17 protein-coding genes are annotated in these 17,934 nt (G+C 59.5%); 9 read left to right on the top strand and 8 right to left on the bottom strand.

Features of this window, described 5'->3' with window-relative positions:
- The first annotated feature begins 60 nt into the window (after positions 1–60).
- A complete protein-coding gene (locus tag AAEO81_RS11700; RefSeq protein WP_341963774.1) occupies positions 61–1,470 on the top strand; it encodes a PLP-dependent aminotransferase family protein in 1,410 nt (469 codons plus the stop codon).
- 18 nt (positions 1,471–1,488) lie between these two features.
- Here AAEO81_RS11700 and AAEO81_RS11705 read toward each other — a convergent pair whose 3' ends face one another.
- The 7 genes from AAEO81_RS11705 to AAEO81_RS11735 all read right to left on the bottom strand — a co-directional run bounded on the left by AAEO81_RS11705 (position 1,489) and on the right by AAEO81_RS11735 (position 7,061).
- Complete coding sequence (locus AAEO81_RS11705) at positions 1,489–2,691, bottom strand: multidrug effflux MFS transporter (protein WP_341963775.1); 1,203 nt, start codon at positions 2,689–2,691, stop codon at positions 1,489–1,491.
- A 173-nt stretch (positions 2,692–2,864) separates the two neighbouring features.
- The gene (locus AAEO81_RS11710; RefSeq protein WP_341963777.1) at positions 2,865–3,623 is read right to left on the bottom strand and encodes a 2OG-Fe(II) oxygenase; all 759 of its coding nucleotides are present in this window, start codon (positions 3,621–3,623) and stop codon (positions 2,865–2,867) included.
- Positions 3,620–3,916: an Ada metal-binding domain-containing protein gene (locus AAEO81_RS11715; RefSeq protein ID WP_341963778.1), complete on the bottom strand. Its 297-nt coding sequence runs from the start codon at positions 3,914–3,916 to the stop codon at positions 3,620–3,622. The genes AAEO81_RS11710 and AAEO81_RS11715 overlap by 4 nt, the downstream gene beginning before the upstream one ends.
- 10 nt (positions 3,917–3,926) lie before the next feature.
- A complete protein-coding gene (locus AAEO81_RS11720; protein WP_341963779.1) occupies positions 3,927–4,634 on the bottom strand; it encodes a 2OG-Fe(II) oxygenase in 708 nt (235 codons plus the stop codon).
- A 47-nt stretch (positions 4,635–4,681) separates the two neighbouring features.
- Positions 4,682–5,401, bottom strand: coding sequence for a 2OG-Fe(II) oxygenase (locus tag AAEO81_RS11725; RefSeq protein WP_341963780.1), 720 nt, complete (start codon positions 5,399–5,401; stop codon positions 4,682–4,684).
- Complete coding sequence (locus AAEO81_RS11730) at positions 5,401–5,958, bottom strand: methylated-DNA--[protein]-cysteine S-methyltransferase (RefSeq protein ID WP_341963781.1); 558 nt, start codon at positions 5,956–5,958, stop codon at positions 5,401–5,403. Before AAEO81_RS11730 ends, AAEO81_RS11725 begins: the two co-directional genes overlap by 1 nt.
- 152 nt (positions 5,959–6,110) lie before the next feature.
- Positions 6,111–7,061, bottom strand: a complete 951-nt coding sequence (locus AAEO81_RS11735; protein WP_166595018.1) for a LysR substrate-binding domain-containing protein — start codon at positions 7,059–7,061, stop codon at positions 6,111–6,113.
- 142 nt (positions 7,062–7,203) lie between these two features.
- On the opposite strand from AAEO81_RS11735, the gene gtdA reads away from it, so the two are divergent.
- From gtdA to AAEO81_RS11775, 8 genes are all read left to right on the top strand, one after another.
- Positions 7,204–8,244, top strand: a complete 1,041-nt coding sequence (gtdA, locus tag AAEO81_RS11740; protein ID WP_341963782.1) for a gentisate 1,2-dioxygenase — start codon at positions 7,204–7,206, stop codon at positions 8,242–8,244.
- Positions 8,245–8,266: 22 nt separating this feature from the next.
- A complete protein-coding gene (locus AAEO81_RS11745) occupies positions 8,267–8,965 on the top strand; it encodes a fumarylacetoacetate hydrolase family protein (protein ID WP_341963783.1) in 699 nt (232 codons plus the stop codon).
- A gap of 52 nt (positions 8,966–9,017) precedes the next feature.
- Entirely contained in the window at positions 9,018–10,391 is a 1,374-nt protein-coding gene (locus tag AAEO81_RS11750) for an MFS transporter (RefSeq protein ID WP_341963784.1), read from the top strand.
- Between the two features lie 17 nt (positions 10,392–10,408).
- Entirely contained in the window at positions 10,409–11,050 is a 642-nt protein-coding gene (gene maiA / locus AAEO81_RS11755) for a maleylacetoacetate isomerase (protein ID WP_341963785.1), read from the top strand.
- A 26-nt stretch (positions 11,051–11,076) separates the two neighbouring features.
- Positions 11,077–12,276 carry a 3-hydroxybenzoate 6-monooxygenase gene (locus AAEO81_RS11760; RefSeq protein ID WP_341963786.1) on the top strand — a complete coding sequence of 400 codons (1,200 nt, stop codon included), beginning with the start codon at positions 11,077–11,079 and terminating at the stop codon, positions 12,274–12,276.
- Positions 12,277–12,590: 314 nt separating this feature from the next.
- Positions 12,591–13,520 carry a pca operon transcription factor PcaQ gene (pcaQ, locus tag AAEO81_RS11765; RefSeq protein ID WP_341963787.1) on the top strand — a complete coding sequence of 310 codons (930 nt, stop codon included), beginning with the start codon at positions 12,591–12,593 and terminating at the stop codon, positions 13,518–13,520.
- Between the two features lie 368 nt (positions 13,521–13,888).
- Complete coding sequence (locus AAEO81_RS11770) at positions 13,889–14,950, top strand: hypothetical protein (protein WP_341963788.1); 1,062 nt, start codon at positions 13,889–13,891, stop codon at positions 14,948–14,950.
- A 210-nt stretch (positions 14,951–15,160) separates the two neighbouring features.
- Positions 15,161–16,402, top strand: a complete 1,242-nt coding sequence (locus tag AAEO81_RS11775; RefSeq protein WP_341963789.1) for an OprD family porin — start codon at positions 15,161–15,163, stop codon at positions 16,400–16,402.
- A 77-nt stretch (positions 16,403–16,479) separates the two neighbouring features.
- Here the strand turns inward: AAEO81_RS11775 and AAEO81_RS11780 are convergent, their stop codons facing one another.
- Positions 16,480–17,907 carry a PLP-dependent aminotransferase family protein gene (locus AAEO81_RS11780; protein WP_341963790.1) on the bottom strand — a complete coding sequence of 476 codons (1,428 nt, stop codon included), beginning with the start codon at positions 17,905–17,907 and terminating at the stop codon, positions 16,480–16,482.
- Positions 17,908–17,934: the final 27 nt, after the last annotated feature.

The raw sequence follows: 17,934 nt of genomic DNA on the forward strand, positions 1-17,934 counted from the left end.
TCATCCAGACAGGAGCAACAAAAAGGTCCAGTTCCTTTTGTTTTTTTTGTACCATGCGGCATGAACACTCTTCTGAACCTAAGCCTGGACCGAAACATCAAGGTCCCGTTGGCCGAGCAAATACGCAGTGGCATCGCGAACGCCATCGACTCGGGCATTCTCGTGCCTGGGGCCAGGCTACCGTCGTGGCGTGATCTGGCGTCGCAGTTGGGCGTTGCCCGAGGCACCGTTCGCGTCGCTTATGAGCGTTTGCTGGACGCACAACTCATCGTATCGTCGCGCACCAGCGGGACGCGTGTCGCGCCCCGTCCCAGAAGCGCGAAGCCTGCGGCTGAACCGGTGGGGCAGGAAAGCGCACTGCCTGAGATGTACAGAAACTTTTCCTCAGGTCCTGGTGTTTTCCAGATGGGAATCCCTGCTCTGGACTGTTTTCCCATGAAGCAGTTTGCGAGAATCCGGGCCCACGCCGTGCGCGCGGAGGTTGTCACGGCGCGGGGTTATCCCGATCCCCGGGGGGAGAGTGAATTGCGACGTGAAATAGCCGCTCATCTCGCCATCTCACGCTCGATCGAATGCCTGCCATCGCAAATCATCATCACCTCGGGCTTCACCGGCGCGCTGGGGTTGGCCTTGCGGGTATTGCGCCTTGAGGGGAAAACCGCGTGGATGGAAGACCCCGGATTTCCCCTGACCCGTCTTTCCCTCCAGACCTCGCAAGTGCGACCGATACCCGTGCCCGTTGACGGCGATGGCTTGAACATCCAACACGCCATCGCTCAGGCCCCCGATGCCGCCCTGGCCATTGTGACGCCCGGTCAGCAGGCACCGCTTGGCCCGACGCTGTCGTTGACTCGGCGCTTGTTGTTGCTGGAGTGGGCCGCGCAATCGGGTGCGTGGATCATCGAAGATGATTACCTGGGGGAACTTCAGCTCGCCGGGCGAGCAGCGCCCGCGCTCAGTTCGCTTGACCGTGAAGGTCGCGTGCTGCACATCGGCTCGTTCAGCAAGACCCTGAGTCCGACATTGCGTTTGGGGTTCATCGTGGTGCCTGTGGCGCTGGTATCCGCGTTTGTGGATGCCGCCACGTGCCTCGCCCCGGCGCCGGGCCCGGCGGTCCAGAATGCAATCGCAGAATTCATGAAAGAGGGGCACTACATGCGGCACCTGCGGCGCATGAAGCGCGTGTATGCGACACGACGTGACGCACTGTTCACCCAGTTGAAACCCTGGGGGCTGCCTGTCCGGGCGGCCGGATTGGCGATGCTCCTCGACCTGCCCGAAGGGGCTCAGGATGTTCGAGTGGCACTGGAGGCCAGGCGTTTCGGTTTGACACCCTCGCCCCTGACGCCGTGGTACAGCGACGCCTCGGTTTCGCGTCCGGGATTGCTCTTGGGAGTGGCCTCGGCAACGGATGATCGGCTGGGCGAATACTGTGATCGATTGAGACGGGTGATCGACGAATTCGCCTGAGAGCCGGGGAGCCGTATTTCAAGAAACGGCTACCGTGCTTTTGCGAACCCCTAGACGCTGAATGGCCAGGGAGGCTATCGCAAACGCTGCCATGACGCAGGCAGTTGACAACGCGCTGTTGCCCATTTGCAACGTGCCGACCAGCGCGCTTGCGCAACCGGCCAGCACCATCTGAATTCCCCGCAAGACGGCGGTTGCAACCCCGGCCATTTTCCCCATGGGTTGCAGGGCGTCGTGGATCACGTTAGGGCTCAACAGTCCGACGCCCAGAAGCACCAACGCCACCGCCATGACGAAAATGACGGCGTTCAATTCTCCACTGAGGGTGATGGCGGTCAGTATGAGGCTCGCCAAGGCAATCAGGGCATTGGCGAAATTCGCGATGGGTGCCGAGGGCCAGCCCCGAAGCGCGAGTTTGCCGTTCAGGAGCGAACCGCACATGAGGGCACCTGCGGTCAGTGCGAACGAGAGGCTGTATTGACCGCTGCTCATTCCGAAATCCACGGTCAAGACTTCAGGTGATCCGGCGATGTAGGCGAACATGACGCCAAAGCTGCAGGCGTTCACCAGCGTGTTTCGAAGGAACGTGGGGTTGATCAGCACCGATCGGTAATTGCTCATCACGCTCGTCCAGGTCATCTGTTGCGTGGCCGTCGGCGCGCTTTCCTTGAAGCAGAAAAAGGCAACCGCCGCACTCAGAATGCCGCTCGCGGCGAGCAAGGCATAGGCGCAGCGCCAGCCACTCAGGCTCAGCGCGACGGTGCCCAGAATCGGGGCAATGATGGGGCCCAGCCCCAGCACCAGCGTGATGGCCGACATCCGTACCCGCGCCTCGTCCCCTTGATAGATATCTCGAGCGATGGCGAACGGCAGGGTTGCGGCGGTCCCGGCGCCCACTCCCTGAACCAGTCGGCTGCCCAGCATGAAGGCGAAGTCCGTGGAAAGCGTCGCACCTAATCCGCCGACAACGAAGATGATCAAGCCAGCCACGAGGATGGGACGACGGCCGAATCGGTCGGCCATAGGGCCGAATATCAGCGGGCCGACCGAAAATCCGACAAGAAATACGCTGAGGGTCTGGGGCATCAGGCTGACGGGAACGCCCAGTGCCGCAGCGGTGGCGGCGAACCCCGGTAAACCGATGTCGATTGACAGCGGAGCAGTGGCTGCCAGCGCGCCCAGGAACAGGATCATCAGTGCGCCATTTGTTTTGAGTTCCACATCACGTCCTCGTAGTCGGGCCGAGTACGATGAAATGAAGTGTTTTCAAAAAAAAGCACCAGGAACGCGCCAACGATCTGTACCACCCGTGGAAGTGGCTTCGGGCGTTGAGGCTTGCGGCGTGGTCTACGGTATTTCCTGAGAATTGAGCTGCGTTTCCGAGGGCTGGCCGGTCATTTGGCGTCGTGGAAAATGATGCCCAGCGTTCGACGGACGCCGCTGTGAATCCGGCTCACCCCATGCCGCATATTGATGCGATAAAACCCGCGCGTGGACCGGGCAGGGCGACTGTTCACCGCGACAATCACGGCCTGGCCCTGGTGCAGATTGACCACCTCTGCGCGGCCAGGCTTTTTCGGATCGCTCTCAGTGAGGATGAGTTCGCCGCCCGTGAAGTCCAGTCCCGGCTCGTCGAGAAGGAAGATCACCTGGAAGGGGAATACATGCTCGCCGTACAGGTCCTGATGCAGGCAGCAGTAGTCATTTGTCCGGTAGCTCAGCAACAGCGGTGTAGGCCTGCGTTGGCCCGCTTCATGACAGATTTCAGCGAATTCGCTGTGAGCCCCAGGGAAACGCTCCTCCATTCTCAGTGCGTCATGCCAACGATTGGCAATGGGCGCCAACTGCCCGTAGAGGCGGCTGCGCAGATCAGCGACGGTCGCTGGAAGTGGGTAGGAAAAATATTGATACTCCCCGCGCCCGAAGCCATAACGCTCCATGACAATACGGCTTCGGAAACGTTGAGGCTCGTTGTAGAGGGCTGCCAGCGCGTGGCAGGCCTCTCGGTTCAGCAATGTGGGCAATACCGCAAAGCCCTCTTGACCCAGCGAGGCTTCGACGGCGCGCCAATCCAGCGTTTCGATGCTCCTCGCTACCGATGCCGTGTCGGAAGCGACTTCGTCGTCAAATCCCAACGCAAATTGATTGCTCATCTTGATTCCTGATGTCGTGGAGTTGGCGGCCAGTTGCCGTTTTTCCATTCGCGGTATTCGTGGGGCATGCAGACTGCACAAGGACGGTAGCCCGCTGCTATCGCAGACGGTTCGTCGAGAAAGAAAACGCGATGCTTCACATAGCCTCCTCGGGCGATGGCTTGCAGCGCAGCACGGCAATCGAGTTTCCCGTAGAGCCCGGTGCGTCGGTGCCCGCCCAACGTGCCACGCTGCGCACTGAGGAACGGTTTGCCGTCCGGGCCTATCAACATCCAGTCGTGCTGGGGCGCCATAGAAAAACACTCATGGAGCGAAGTGAAAGCTGATTGAAATGCCGATGCGCTCGCCGCTTCTTACGCGGCTGATGGCATGTTTCATGTTCACGCGGTAGTAGCCTTTGCTGCCCTTGAAAGGGCGTTGAGCGGTCGTGATGATTGCCAGGTCGCCCTGTTGCAGCGGGACGACCATGGGGCGAGATTGCATGCGGGGACGCTGTTCGGTGAGCACGAGTTCTCCGCCTGTGAACCCTTCTGCGCAAGGGCTCAGGAGACCGACCAACTGGAGAGGAAAAACACACTCGCCATCTGCATGCTGCCGCAGCCCCAGATAGTCTTCTGTGCGCAAGCAGGTCAGCTCCGTCAGTTCGCTCCGTTGCCCTGCTTCGAAGCACTGCATTTGAAACTGCTGCAGCGTTTCTGGATAGCGATACGGCTGGGCCAAGGTCTCGCACCAGCGGTTGGCGACCTGTGCGAGAGGCGAATACAGGGCTTCTCTAAGGCAGCTCAATGTGGTCGGGACGTCGCCGTTCCAGCGGTAAGCCAATCCTCGTCCTGATCGCTGTTCACTTAAATCGATTTGCACCTGATTCGACGAGCCTTCGAGAACGTCGGCGAGCGCGCCGAGGATGTCGGGCTTCAGAAAGCCGGGCAGCACCGCAAAGCCTTCCTGGTCAAGTTGCGTCGTGATGTTGTGCCAATCGAGATGTTCGGTGGCGGTGGCGAATGTGTTCATAACGTTTTCAGGTCTCAGAAAAGGGTTCGCACGTCGCAGGTGGCCGTTCACTTGGCGTCATGAAAAATAATGCCCACGGTATGCCTCAGCCCAGCCTGTATGCGGCTGACGCCATGGCGCATGAGGACCTTTTTCGATTGACCCCGCCGTCCGGCCACGGGCCGTGTCCGGACCGCGAAAATGACCGCGTCGCCCTGCTGAAGGGGTACCACTTCGGCGCGCTGTGAGCTGGATGAGTACTCCGTCACGACGAACTCTCCGCCTTGGAAATCGACCCCTGGCACCGACAGCAAGATCGCCACCTGCAGAGGGAAAAGGTGCTCTCCATAAACGTCTTGATGCAGGCAGTTGTAATCGCCGGTCTGATATTGAAGCAACAGCGGCGTCGCCCGCGTCTGATCGGCTTGGTGGCATCGTTCGAGGAAAGACGTCAACGCCATGGGGTAGCGCAAGGCGTCGCCGAGGCGTTCGCTCCAGCCATTGGCAATGGTTGCCAGATGGGGATAGAGGGCATGCCTCAACGCGTTGATCAATGGCGGCAGCGGATAGTCGAAATATTGGTACTCACCGCTTCCAAACCCGTGCCGCGCCATGACGACCCGAGTGCGAAAAAGCGTCGGGTCGCTGTACAGGCCCGCCAACGCCTGGCATTGATCGGCGGTCATGATCGAAGGGACGACCGCGTAGCCTGAATCATCCAATGACCGCTGCAGGCTCGGCCAATCCAACCCCTGGGAGGGGGCAAGCAGAGTTCGGGTCCGGGTCATCAGTTGGACTCCTTTTCCAGAAGTGTCCGCTTACGCTCAACCCCCCAGCGGTACCCCGAAATAGACCCGTCACTTCGAACGACCCGATGGCAAGGGATCGCGACGGCCAGCACGTTCGCGGCACACGCGCCGGCCACCGCGCGGATGGCGTCAGGATTGCCCACTTCATACGCGACGTCACTGTAGCTGCGGGTTTGTCCCGCTGGAATGTGCTGCAGGGCGGTCCAGACTTTTTGCTGAAAGACCGTGCCCCCGACATCCAGATTCAGGACTTTCGAGGTCTTTCCCGTATCAACCAGCGAGATGACCTGTTCGAGTTCCGATCTCAACACCTCACCCGCCTGGACGTGTTCTCGTTGAGGAAAGGCCGCACTCAACTGGTTCATCAGGCCAGCATCGGTGTCGTCCAGGAATATCGCGCAAATGCCGTAGCCACTGTGGCCCACCAGCACCGGGCCAAGAATGGTCCGGCCGATGGTGTAGCGAATGGCACCGGCAGGGCGCTCGCGAGGGGCGCGGAAGATAAGGTTGATCGAAGACAGCAGCGAAGTGTTCATGGCAGGTGTTCCTGATCTGATCCGACGATGGGATCAGATTAGGGTTCGCACGCGATATGGACACTCCGGTCCTTGCGATTGAATTCTGCATGGCGGTGCCGTGCAGGCGGCGAAAACAGCACGTCTGTTGCGACAGCACCTGCGGCCTCAAATCACCCTTGCGGACCGATGACCTTGGTCAGGCTCTGGCTCGCCGCTGCCGCTCGGATGCTTTCCAGCAGATGGGGAAGGCTGGGGTCCGGGTGAGGTTCATCGCGCCAACACATCCCGAGCGACCCTACGGCGTTGAGCTCGAATTTCAACGGGACCACCAGTCTGCGTTGGGTGAAGTGATCCGCCACACGATCGGATGCAATCGACAGCATGTCGCTGTAATGCAGCAACCAGAGATTACCGATGAGGGAGGTCGACTCGATCCGATACGGAAGCGGGCGCTGCCCCGCACGGGTTAGCGCCATATCGAGTTTGGTGCGAATCGGGGTGCTCTTGGCCCAGACGATCCAGTCATAGCTTCGCAGATCATCCCAACTCAGATTGTCGTTGTAGGTCAGGGGGTGGCCAGGGCGACAGATCACGCGCATGGCCTCGTCATACAGTTGTTCGCTTTGCAGCGAGGGGCGAGGAGAGTAGGCATCGAGGCGTCCGACCACGAGGTCAAGCTGGCCCAGTTCCAGGCGTTCGAGCAACTCGTTCATGGTCCCTTCCTGCAGTTCAACCTGCGCCCCTGGATGGCGCTGCAGAAACTGCATGATTGCTGCAGGGACCAGGTTCGGCGCCGACGCCGGGGAGGTGCCTATCACCACCCTGTAGGAACTGCCGTCCTGCATGGCTTTTAGATTCAGCTGTGCGCGATCCATTTCGCTCAAAACCCGCCGGGCGTGACCCAGCAGCATCAGCCCTTGGGCCGTCGGGGTCAGACCGCGCGCGTGCCGCTCGAAGAGGGGCGCTCCTACGTCCTCCTCCAGCTCTTTCAACCATTTGGAAAGGGCGGGCTGGGTGCTGAAAGTTGCCCGGGCTGCCTCTGTCACGCTGCCGGTTTCTTCGAGGCTTATGAGTAATTGGAGGTGCTGCATGCGCAGGCGGCGAATCCAGTCGGTGGCCATGGGTGCCTCGGGTCGGGTAAAGCTTGGCGGGGTTAGCTATACAAAAATATATATGGGTTTATCGTCAAATACCATTATTCGGATATGTGAGATGGGCCAATAATTGTCCTACAACAAATGGCCAGCTGAAAAAGGTCCCCTCATGAACAACACCATCAATGACGAACGCGCTGCGTTTTACCAGCGCATCGACAAGCACAATTTGATGCCGCTCTGGGAACAACTGCACAACCTGGTTCCCCGTCAGCCTGCAGGTGCCTGTCAGCCTGCTCTGTGGAGCTACAAGACCCTGCGTCCTTTTCTGACCGAGTCGGGGGATTTGATCTCTGCCGAGGAAGCGGTGCGCCGTGTACTGGTTCTGGAGAATCCTGCACTGCGTGGCACTGCTTCGATTACCTCCAGTCTGTACGCCGGCTTGCAGATGATCCTTCCAGGAGAAGTCGCACCGAGCCATCGCCACAGCCAGTCTGCCTTGCGTTTCGTCATCGAAGGCCGAGGTGCCTACACGGCGGTGGACGGCGAACGGGCAACGATGGAGCCGGGTGATTTCATCATCACGCCGTCCTGGACATGGCATGACCACGGGAATCCGCCGCAGCTTGAAGGCGGGGAGCCGGTTATCTGGCTTGACGGTCTTGATATCCCGATCGTGCGTTTCTTCGACGCCGGTTTCGCAGAAAACTACGAGAAGCCGGTGCAGCCCATCAGTCGTCCAGAAGGCAATAGCCTGGCGCGATACGGTATGAACCTCCTGCCGGTCCGGCATCAGGCGACCTCTCACACTTCTCCCATTTTCAGCTACCCCTACGCCCGGACGCGCGAGGCGCTGGAGACCCTGCTGCGTCATGAGGAAATTGACGAGTGCGACGGCGTCAAGCTGCGTTACGTCAATCCGGCGACAGGCGGTTGGCCGATGCCCACCATTGCCACCTTCATGCAGGTTCTGCCTCGCCAGTTCAGCGGCAAGACCAGCCGCAGCACCGATGCAACCGTTTACTCGGTGGTCGAAGGGCGGGGCACGGTCTGGATTGCCGATCAGCGTTTCGACTACGAACCTCGCGACACATTTGTGGTGCCGAGCTGGGCCTCTCTGCGCTTTGAGAATCAGGAAGAGTGCGTCCTGTTCAGTTTTTCGGATCGTCCAGTGCAGCAGGCCTTGGGCATCCTTCGCGAATCCCGTTAATCCTTGAAGATTGGAGCACCCCATGACTTACGTCGTCGCACCTCAAGCAGTGACTGCACTCGCCATCCATGGCACGTCAGACACCTTTCCCGTTCGCCGGGTTTACTGCGTAGGCCGCAACTATGCGGCGCATGCACGGGAGATGGGCTTCGACCCGGATCGCGAGCCACCGTTTTTCTTCTGCAAGCCGGCCGACTCCGTGGTGCCAGCCAAAAGCGGCCAGACGCTGGAAATCCCGTACCCGAGTGAAACCGGCAATTACCACTATGAGATCGAGCTGGTCGCCGCCATCGGTAAGGGAGGGCGTGACATCCCGCTGGAGAGCGCCGTCGAGCACGTCTGGGGCTATGCCGTTGGCCTGGACATGACGCGTCGAGACCTGCAGATGAAGATGCGTGAAATGGGTCGGCCGTGGGAGATCGGCAAGTCGTTCGATCAGTCGGCGCCGATCGGGCCGCTCACGCCAGCGGCTGAATTCGATGTGGCCTCTGATGCGGCCATCTGGTTGCAGGTCAACGGTGTGGACAAGCAGCGCAGCAGCATCGACAAGCTGATCTGGTCCGTTGCGGAAACAATCGCCTACCTGTCGCGTTTTTTCGAGCTGCAGCCGGGTGACCTCATCATGACAGGCACCCCTGAAGGGGTCGGTCCGGTGGTGGCAGGCGAACTGATGATCGGCGGCGTACAGCAGTTGGGTGAAATCAGCGTCCGCGTCATCTGAAAGCACGGTTGGACAGCGTGCTTTCTCAACCCTTGGAGCTTGGAGAATCACCATGGCTTCCACTGATAATAACAACAGTGTGGATGTACAAAAGTTTATCGATGCGCAACCCGTGACGCGATTTCAATGGCTGATTTGCCTGTTGTGTTTTCTCGTCACAGCGCTGGATGGACTCGACACTGCCGCGGCCGGATTCATCGCTCCAGCACTTCGAGAGGAGTGGGCGCTGACGCCGGGGCAGCTCAACCCTGTCCTGGGGGCTGCGCTGCTCGGCCTGATGTTCGGCGCGTTCGCCGCTGGCCCGCTGGCGGACCGTTTTGGACGCAAAACCGTGCTGCTGGGATCGGTGCTGTGCTTTGGCGGCTGGAGCGTCGCAGCGGCGTTCTCACAGAACGTCGAGACCCTGACGATTCTGCGCTTCCTCACCGGGCTTGGCCTCGGCGGCGCCATGCCTAATGCCATTACGCTGACGTCCGAATACTGCCCAACCCGCCGTCGCTCACTGATGGTGACCAGCATGTTCTGTGGCTTCACCCTCGGTTCGGCGCTGGGAGGGATTGTCGCTGCGCACATGGTCCCGCTTTATGGCTGGCGTAGCGTGCTGTTGATCGGCGGGGTACTGCCTGTACTGGTGCTGCCTCTGCTTGCGCTGCTATTGCCGGAGTCGGCGGGTTTCCTGGTGCTTCGGCGCAAGGATCATCGTCAGCGCGTCGAGCGCATCCTGCGTCGCATCGGCGACCTTCCCGATGCGTGGAACGGCAAGTTCCTGGTCAATGACACCAAGACCAAGGAGCACTCGCCCGTACGCATCATCTTGCGGGGTGAGCTCAGCCGCGGAACGTTTCTGTTATGGACAGCCTTCTTCATGAGCCTGCTGATCATCTACATGATGACCAACTGGCTGCCCATGCTCATCAAGGACACGGGGCTGTCCTTGAGTCAGGCGGCGCTGGTGAGCGCGATGTTCCAGGTCGGAGGGACGGTTGGCGCCATTTTCCTTGGCGGCGCGATGGATCGTTTTGACCCTTGGCGTGTGCTGACACTTGCCTATGTCATCGGCGCCGGTTTTCTCTGGTTCATCGGTCAGTTCTACCACGACTTCACGCTGCTGATCGTCGGCGTGGCGGGGATGGGCGCCTGCATCAGCGGCACTCAGGTCGGCGCGAACGCCCTGGCGTCCGGGTTCTACCCCACGGCCAGTCGGGCCACGGGTGTGGCGTGGTCGCACGGTGTCGGCCGTATCGGCTCGGTGACCGGGACATTGGGTGGCGGCGCGCTGCTCGGCCTGGGGCTGAATTTCAACGGTATTTTTTCCTTGTTGACGCTGCCTGCGCTGCTGGCGGCTGGCGCAATGTTCTTCATGGGCAGGCATTACCGCGGGGCAACACCGCCATCCGCCGCGTTGCCCGCTACGCCACCGGTTTGATCACGAGAGAATTCACCATGCGGCTTTACGGTTTTTTTAACAGTTCGACCTCGTATCGAGTGCGCATCGCTCTGGCGTTGAAGAACATTGGCTTCGAGCATCACGGCATCAACCTGCGCAGCGGCGAGCAGTCGAGTACGGATTATCTGGCGCTCAACCCTGCCGCGAGCGTTCCGCTGCTGATCGACAGCGACGGGACGACGCTCAGCCAGTCCCTGGCGATCATCCAGTATCTGGACGACACCCGCGACGGGCCTCGTCTGATTCCCGTGGATCCACTGGCTCGCGCCCGTGTGATGGAAGCGTCGCTGGCGATCAGTTGTGACATTCACCCCATCAACAACTTGCGGGTGCTCGGTTACCTGAAGCGCGAGCTGGGCGTAACGGATGAGCAGAAAAACACTTGGTACAAACACTGGGTAGAGGTGGGGCTGGCGGCTTTCGAGCAGTTGTTGCAGCGCTATGGCCACGGCCCGTTCTGCTTCGGTGAGAGCCCGACCCTGGCCGATTGTTGCCTCGTGCCTCAGGTCGCCAATGCCCTGCGTATGGGGTGCGATCTGGAGCGCTTTGAGCGGGTCATGCTCACGTATCGGCACTGCCTGGCTCAAGAGCCTTTTCAGCGGGCCGCGCCGGATCGTCAGCCCGATTACATCGTATGAATCAAGAAGTCGAGGGAGACATTCTCATGAACAGTCCTCAAGCAAAACAAAAAGTCATTGTCGTCGGCGGTGGTATCGGCGGTCTGGCGGCCGCACTGGCGCTCACCCGCCAGGGGATTCAGGTGCAACTGCTGGAACAGGCCGATGAAATCGCCGAAATCGGCGCCGGCATTCAGCTGGGCCCAAACGCTTACGCCGCGCTCGACGCACTGGGTGTGGGCGAGGCTGCGAGACGTCGTTCGGTGTTCACTGACCACATCATCATGATGGACGCCGTGGATGCCAAGGAAGTAATCCGCATCGACGTGGGTGAGGCGTTTCAGAAGCGTTTCGGCAACCCCTACGGTGTCATTCATCGGGCTGACATTCATCGCTCCATTCTGGAGGCGGTCGAGAAAGACCCATTGATCAGTTTCCACACTTCGACGCGGGTCGTCAGCATGGACTTGCAAGGGTCCAAAACGGTGTTGATCGACAGTAACGAGCAGCGCTACGAAGCCGACGCGGTGATCGGCTGCGACGGCGTGAAGTCGGTGGTCAGGACTCACCTGCTGGGTGACAAGCCTCGTGTGACCGGGCATGTGGTTTACCGCGCCGTGGTTGAGCGCGCGAGCATGCCCGAGGAATTGCGCATCAATGCGCCCGTGCTATGGGCCGGCCCTCGCTGCCACCTCGTGCATTACCCCCTGCGCGGCGGTGAGCAATACAACCTGGTGGTGACGTTTCACAGCCGTGAAGAAGAGGAGTGGGGCGTTCGGGACGGAAGCAAGGAAGAGGTGCTGTCCTACTTCGAAGGCGTTCACGAAATCCCGCATCAGATGCTCCATACCCCCAGCTCCTGGCGTCGCTGGGCAACTGCCGACCGCGAGCCGGTGGAGGCGTGGGGCGCAGGAAACGCGACACTGCTGGGCGACGCCGCGCATCCCATGAGTCAGTACCTGGCGCAGGGTGCCTGTATGGCACTGGAAGATGCGGTAACGCTAGGCGAGGCGGTGAAGGCAAACGCAGGTGATCTGTCAGCCGCGTTCCGTCTTTATGAGTCCGTACGAATCCCTCGCACGGCGCGCGTGGTGTGGTCAACCCGGGAAATGGGTCGGATCTATCACGCCAAGGGCGTCGAGCGCCTCGTGCGCAACAATCTCTGGAAAGGCAAAGGCCAAAACGATTTTTACAATGGCATGAGCTGGTTGTACTCCTGGAGCGTGGCCAGTTGCCTTGAGTCCTGAGTCCACAACCAAAGGAGGTCACGATTCATTGATTAATCATTAAAGCGGTCAGCTCGGGAGTTCCACGAAAAATTCCTGAGCTCATCCGTACTGGTACACGTGTTTTTTCAGTTATTGGATCACGACGTGAACGTAGCGGCCAATACACGATGACGAGTTTCGCAAATAACAATAAATGCTGATGCGTGACCGGAGGAATCAAGATGTCTGCCATTCCAGATGCAGGTCTACAGCCCACCCAGAATGGGGGGTCCCAAAGGCCAGAACGCGCCCCTGTTGCCCCACCTCAATGTGTTTGAAAGCGGAGACACAAGGTGAATATCGACACCCGTATAAAGTTTCGTCATCTGGTGTGTTTTCTGGAGGTCGCGCGTCAGGGCACGTTGGCCAGGGCTTCGCAGAAGCTCGCTATCAGCCAGCCAGCGCTATCGAAGACCTTGAAGGAGTTGGAAAGTCTGCTCTGTGCCAGCCTGTTCACGCGCAGCAAGTCGGGTGCGGCGCTGACGGACGCCGGCCAGGCGTTCCTGCGTTACGCAGCCCCTTGCGTGCAAACGTTGCGCGAAGGGGTCAGCAGTCTGCGTACCGGCGTGCATGGTGCTCCCGAGGTGCGTTTGGGGGCGTTGTCGACCGTCGAGAGCCTGCTGATGCCGGAGCTGGTCTGTCGGCTTCACGAGGCGCATCCCACGCTTGTGATCAACGTGGTCACCGGTCCCAGCGCTTATCTGCTCTCGCGCTTGCGCGGGGGAGAGATTGATCTGGTTATCGGCAGAATGACCGACAGCCCGCAGATTCAGGGGTTGAGCTTTGAGCACCTCTACAACGAATCGATGACATTGGTGGTACGTCCGGGCCATCCGTTGCTGGCGCCGGATGCAGATCTTTCGACGCTGGAGCATTTCCCGGTCGTTCTGCCGCTGGCGGGAACGACCATACGAAAATTTGCCGATAGCTTGTTCGTCCAGCACGGCATTCAGTCCCCGAAACAGCGGTTGGAAACACTCTCGCTGACGATCAGTCGGCGCTACGTGTCCTGCAGCGATGCGGTCTGGATCGCGCCTTACGACGCGGTGAGACAGGACCTGCGATCAGGAGAGTTGGCGGAGCTGCAGTTGGGGATACGGGAACCAGGAGGGTCGGTGGGCATATGCAGCAATCCAACGATGCCTCTGTCCCCTATGGCGCAGGGATGCGTAGAGGCGTTGCGGGAGGTGAGTCGGGCCTATTGTGAAAGCATGCAGCCATAACCTTCAGGTTACTGATTGCGGCGCTTTTTTCACTTTTGGGAACGTTGGCTCTCTCGGAAACTGAACTACCCCTTGCGTCGGTCCTGACGTTGGGGGGGAGCACAACACAATAATTAGAAAACAGGAGGCCGGCATGTCAGAGGTTCAGGGTAGCCGAGACATCTACACACGATCATCCGGGGTTGCACCCCTTCATCACTGGACGGTTCGGACCAGGGCAGCGGCGTCGCGCTGGCGTTGCCTCAGCCCTGTCTGACCCTTTAGATGATCGATGAGCCAGCGGCGATAGCAACTCGCGAGTGTTGCGTTGTCCTGGCTGACATTACTGCCAATAACAATAAGAGCAGATGCTCTACGGAGAAGCCGAAATGGCCATTCATTCCGAAGTCGATGTACACACGCGCAACACCGCGACGCCTGTCAGTTTCAACACCAGCCGGGTGCTTTGGGTGCCTGCAATAGGGGCCTTGTTGTATCCCTGGATACTCAAGGCATTCAACTGGGCGTTCACTTCCCCCGTGGCAGGAGGCGCCACTTCACGGTCAGCGTTTTTCTCGGTCGTCTTCCTCGCGGCGGCCTTGGCCGTTCCGCTGTTGGCGCTGACCCTGGCGACCGTCTCCTCCCGCAACAGCACGCCGAGCCTGGCCGACATGCGTGCCAGACGGTACGCACTGTTCGTCATCGGCACACCCTCAGCGTACGTCCTGCTTGGGGTCGTCCTTCACATGTTCAAAATCGATGTGAACGATGTGTGGATATGGACACCTGTCTGGTTGTTATCGGCCCTGTTTGCGGCAAGAACCCCGGCGGGGGATCTGCCTTTGCGCCAAGGTTCGACCGCTGTTTTGCGGGTTGCACACGGCATCAGTGGGGCTGTAGTAACGCTGTTCGTGCTGTTTCACCTGGGCAACCACCTTGCAGGCCTTTGGGGTGGGGAGGTTCATGAGGCGGTCGCCGATATCGGTCGCAAAGTGTATCGGGCGCTGGCCATCGAACCGTTGCTGATCCTCGCCATGTTCTTTCAGATCATCACCGGTTTGAAGCTCGCCTGGACCTGGAGCGAGCGCGCAGAAGACAAGTACCGGATGTTTCAGGTGGCCTCCGGAGTGTGCATCGCAATGTTCGCGCTGTGCCACATGAACTCCGTTTTCATCATGGCCCGTACCATCCTCGACATTCCCACGGATTATGTCTTCGCCACCGGCGGCGGAAAAATGTTGCCTGACCCGTGGGCCGTTCGCCTCTTCCCTCACTACACGCTTGGCGGGTTCTTCGTCCTGGCTCACCTGGTTTCCGGGCTGCGTGTCGTCATGTTGGCGCACGGCGCCAACCGAAGCACGGTCAATGCATTGTGGTGGGTCGGGGCGGCCTTCAGCGTCCTGGTGTCCCTGACGATCATGTCCGCACTCGTTGGGGTCAGGGTCGTCTGACCGACTCATGACGTGCCGTGCTGCACCCTCTGCGGAGTGGGTGCAGTCACGTCAACCATCGATCAAACGGCGTCGATCCTGACGCCCAAAAAAGCCCTGCGCGATGATGAAACAGGCTGTCCTGCAATAGCAGCCTGATCGTATCGCCGTGCCCGTGAATTGATAATCCCTTTGCCTGTTCGAAGCCCTTTGGGCTTTTACGGAGCCACCATGCGTATAACAAAAATAAATACCATCGCTTACATGATGATTGCCGCTATTGCTGAACCTGCAGTGGCCAGTCAACAGTCCGAATCCAATGGATTCGTGGAGGATTCAAAAGCCTCTCTGCTCATTCGAAATGTGTACATGAACCGCGATTTTCGCCAGGCCAACGCGCCGCAGAACAAGGGGGAGGAGTGGGGCCAAGGGTTCATGGCGAACTATCAATCCGGCTTCACTCAAGGCACTGTCGGCTTCGGCGTCGACGCCTTGGGCAAACTGGGCATCATGCTGGATTCGGGCGCTGGTCGCACCGGCGGCGGCACTGGCTTGCTGGAGGCGGACAGCAGCGGCCCCAAGGCTGATTACTCCAAGATGGGCGGCGCGCTCAAGATTCAGATGTCGAACACGATTTTGAAGTACGGCGATCAAATGGTCAGCCTGCCCATCCTGTCCACGAACGATGCGCGCCTCTTGCCCGAAAGCGCGACAGGTCTGTCCATGACCAGCAAGGAGTTCAAGGATCTGACCTTGAATGCCGGGCATTTCACCGCGCTCAACAAACGCAATGACAGTAGCCCGGACAGCGCGAGGCTGACCGATCTGAATTACGTGGGTGGGGTGTATAAATTCAATGACCAACTGACCGGCAGTTTCTACCGTCAGACCATTGATAACTACTGGCGTAAATACTATGGCAGTGCCACCTACACCGTCCCGCTGAGTAGCACCCAAGCGTTCAATCTGGACTTCAACATGTATGACACCAAAAGCATGGGGGAGGAGCGTGCCGGGGACCTGGACAATCGGTTGTGGAGCCTGTCGGCGGCGTACACCCTGGGTGCGCACCGGTTCATGCTCGCCCGTCAGACCGTATCGGGCCGAGGCGATTACAAGTATGGAATCGATGGTCTGAGTGCGATGTATACCTCCAACTCTGTCCAGTACTCCGACTTTCTCTACGAAGGGGAAAAGTCCTGGCAGGCGCGTTATGACCTGAACATGGCGCCATACGGCATCGCCGGTCTGACCTTCATGGTCAGGTACATCAAAGGCTATGACTTCAACACGCCACTGACCAGCGACGGGAAAGCCTGGGAGCGTAACATCGACGTCAAATACGTCGTGCAGTCGGGGCCTGCGAAAAACCTGAGCTTGCGGGCACGGAACGCGACCTACCGCAGTTCTGACCGGGGTGGTGATGTCGATGAGATTCGGCTGACCTTCGAGTACCCGATCAGTCTTTTCTGAACGTGAGCGCAAGCGCGTGAGGCGGGAGGAGGGAAGGGATGCCCTCTGTGGAACATGCATCGGGCAGTCAGGCGCGCTCAGCCCTGATTTCCCTGCGGTGGAAACGCCATCGCCAGGCGATCCACCCATTGCGCCGCCAGTTCCGGCGAGGACACATTGGTAAAGCCGACCAATAATCCCTTCTCAGGCGCTGCGCCTTGATAGGCGCTTGAGAGGGGCTGGACGGGTAGTCCCAACTCTCTGGCGCTCGTCGCAATCGTCTGGTCATCAAGATCATCGCCAAGCCGAAGCAGCAAATGCATGCCGCCAGGTCGAGAGTCGATCTTGATCCGGCCAGCGAGCCTGCGTTCGAGAGCTGTCATCAACAGCGTTCGCCGAAGCGCATAGAGACTGCGCATTTTTTTCAGGTGCCTTGCAAAATGCCCGTCCCGGATAAAGGCCGCCGTGGTGGCCTGAAACAGGTAAGGGCTATGGTTCTGCATGACGTCGGCAACGCGGGTGAAACGGGCAATCAGCGCTTCGGGCACTACCAGATAAGAAAGCCTCAGACCAGGTGCCAATACCTTGCTGAAGGTGCCGGTGTACAAAACCCTGTCATGCTTGTCGATACTCTTCAGCGCGGGTAACGGATGGCCTTGATAGCGGTACTCGCTGTCGTAGTCGTCCTCGATGATCCAGCTGTTCTGTCGAGTGGCCCATTCAAGCAAAGCCTGGCGCCTTGGCAGTGACAATGAGACCCCAAGGGGGCTTTGATGACTGGGTGTGACCACGGCAAAACGCGCATTGTCAGCCAGCCTGATTCCCGCATCGACATTCAACCCCTCGCCATCGACGGGTATTGGCGTCAGGTCAGCGCCGGCTTTTTGCAGGAAGTGTCTAGCCATCAGATAGCCCGGATCTTCGAACCAGCAGCCGTCGCCTTTAGTGAGCAAGCTTCGAAAAATCAGGTCGAGTGCCGCACCATACCCGGCACATATGAATAGTTGATCCGGTGTGCACCTTACGCCCCGGGAAATGCCCAGATACCCCGCTACGGCAGTTCGCAGAGCATGATGCCCTTGAGTGTCAGGATAAATCAGGCTGTGAATCCCGCTGGCACGCAACTCCTTGCCCACCAGCCGATTCCACAGCTTGCGGGGGAAGACATCCATTGCCGGCAGGCCCAATTGCAAAGGCTGTGGGAGGGCGCCCGAATGCATGAGGGGATCGCGTTGCAGGCGCGTGGTTTCGACAGGGTCTGCCAGAGAGGCGGGTTTCAACAGCGTCGACACGACGGTTCCTGCCGGCCCCCGTGTCTGAAGATAGCCTTCCCCTACGAGTAACTGATAGGCAGATTCAACGGTCCCGCGGGCCAGGTTCAGCTCGGCTGCCAGCGCACGTACCGAAGGGACTCGTTCACCCGGCAGCAGGCGCCCATCCTCTATGGAGTGGCGAAATCTAAGATAGATCTGGCGGTAAACAGGCACCTCGGCGTGTGCTTGAAGATTGGAGTCAAATTTCGCCATGTCCTAGCTGCTTTGTATTTTTTTGGC

The organism is Pseudomonas sp. RC10, from assembly GCF_038397775.1.
GTDB classification, from domain to species: domain Bacteria; phylum Pseudomonadota; class Gammaproteobacteria; order Pseudomonadales; family Pseudomonadaceae; genus Aquipseudomonas; species Aquipseudomonas bambusae.